Below are 1,977 nucleotides of genomic sequence, written 5' to 3' on the forward strand. Positions count from 1 at the left end.
TTTCCGCAGGAAAATCGTGCCCGGCAGCCATGCGCCGAGGACAAGCGAGGGAGGAAGCCGGCCGACCCGGTCAGGTTGAACAGCCCGCGCTACACCTTCAGGTAACGCCGCATCGCGATGGCGGAGCCGAACAGGCCGATCAACAAACCGACCACGATAAGCGCCGCATACGTGGTGAGGTACACCTCGATGGGAATATCGAACGGCATCCAGCTCACCATGTTCTGGATGCGCGGCATGAGCAGGTTCCGCACGAGCTCGAGCACGCCGATCGCGAGGAGCGAGCCCAAGAGCGCCTGCAGCACGCCCTCCGTGATGAACGGCCCGCGGATGAAGCCGTTCGACGCACCCACGAGACGCATGATGCCGATCTCGCGGCGGCGCGCGGTGATGGAAAGGCGGATGGTGTTGTTGATGAAGATGAACGCGATGAACGTGAGCAGTGCCACGAGCACGACGCACGCGATACGGATGTAGCCGGTAATCTGGAACAGACGCCCTACCATTTCCTGGCTGTAGAGCACATCTTCATCCGGGTTGCCGGTGTCGCAGATTGCCTGGAAGTCGGGATCTTCCTTGATGCGCTCGGCCATGTCTTCGACCTGCGAGGAGTCGTCCATGATGATCTCGTAGGAGCGCGGCAGCGGGTTCTCGCCGTCGAGCGCCGCAAGGGTCGAGTCCGCGCTGTCGGACATGTTCGCGTACTCCTCGTACGCGTCTTCCTTGCTCTTGAAGTTGACGGAAGCGACGTTCTCCCAGCCTTCGAGCTTCTCCTGGAACGCCTCGACGTCCTCGTCGGACGCCTCGTCCGAGATGAACGCATTGATGGTCACAGTGTCCTCGATGGTGCCGATGGCGGAGCTGATGAGCGCCGAGCCCACGATGAAGAGACCGATGATGAAGAGCGACAGGAAGATGGTGATGACCGCGCCGAACGACGTCGTCCAGTTGCGGAAGAAATGGCTGAATGCCTCACGGAGCGAGTAGCCGATGTTAGAAGGCGCCATAGTTGCCGTAGCCTCCCCTCTCCTGATCGCGGATGACATGGCCGGCCTCGAGCGCGATGACGCGACGATGCATAGAGTCGACCATCTCGCGGTCGTGCGTGGCGACGATCACCGTCGTGCCGGCACGGTTGATGCGCTCGAGAAGCTTCATGATGCCGAGCGAGATCGCCGGGTCGAGGTTTCCGGTGGGCTCGTCGCAGATGAGCAGCGGCGGGCGGTTGACCATGGCGCGCGCAACGTTCACGCGCTGCTGCTCACCACCGGAAAGCTGGTCGGGCGTGGAGTTCATCTGATCCGCCAGACCCACGAGGCGCAGTACCTCGGGAACCTGGGCACGGATGACGCCGCGCGGCTTGCCGATGCACTCGAGCGCGAAGGCGACGTTCTCGTACGCCGTCTTGTTCGGCAAGAGGCGGAAGTCCTGGAACACGATGCCCATCTGGCGGCGCAGGAAGGGCACCTTGCGGTTGCGGATGCGCATAAGGTCCTGGCCGGCGACGATCACGCGGCCGGACGTCGGCTTCACCTCGCGCATGATGGTGCGCAGGAGCGTCGACTTGCCTGAACCGGAATGGCCGACCAAGAAGACGAACTCACCGGGATAGATCTCGATGTTCACGTCCTCGAGCGCCGGCTTGTTCGGCTGCGCCGGGTAGACCTTCGTGACGTGCTCCATCACGATGACCGGCTCGACGCCGGCGTCGCGCGCCATCTTCTTACGAGCATCGCCCACCGGCGCGAAGACCGACGTGAAGTCGCCGCTCTTGAGCGCGTTGTCGAGTGAGGCGACCTCTTGTGCCTGGTCGGCGGTGACGGCAGGCGCGAGCGGATCGGGGACGACGGGCGCGAGGTGCTCTCGCGCGGGCTCCGGCGCCGACGTATAGCCGGCACTTGCCAGGAAGGCTCCCGTGTCGCTCGGCGAAGATGCAGCGGGAGCCGGAACGCTGGCGAACAGATCGGCCTGCGACGG

Annotated in this window: 2 protein-coding genes; both read right to left on the reverse strand. The window is 63.9% G+C overall.

Annotated features, from left to right (window positions below):
* Positions 1-89: 89 nt before the first annotated feature.
* The gene (gene ftsX / locus QZ079_RS09245; protein ID WP_291289014.1) at positions 90-1,007 is read right to left on the reverse strand and encodes a permease-like cell division protein FtsX; all 918 of its coding nucleotides are present in this window, start codon (positions 1,005-1,007) and stop codon (positions 90-92) included.
* Complete coding sequence (gene ftsE / locus QZ079_RS09250; protein ID WP_366926444.1) at positions 994-1,962, reverse strand: cell division ATP-binding protein FtsE; 969 nt, start codon at positions 1,960-1,962, stop codon at positions 994-996. The genes ftsX and ftsE overlap by 14 nt, the downstream gene beginning before the upstream one ends.
* Between the last annotated feature and the right edge of the window lie 15 nt (positions 1,963-1,977).

It is taken from the genome of uncultured Enorma sp., from assembly GCA_905210055.1.
Taxonomy (GTDB): domain Bacteria; phylum Actinomycetota; class Coriobacteriia; order Coriobacteriales; family Coriobacteriaceae; genus Enorma.

Coding starts and splice junctions, on each gene's coding strand:
- ftsX (WP_291289014.1), bottom strand. CDS start 1,007: ATGGCGCCTTCTAACATCGGCTACTCGCTCCGTGAGGCATTCAGCCAT.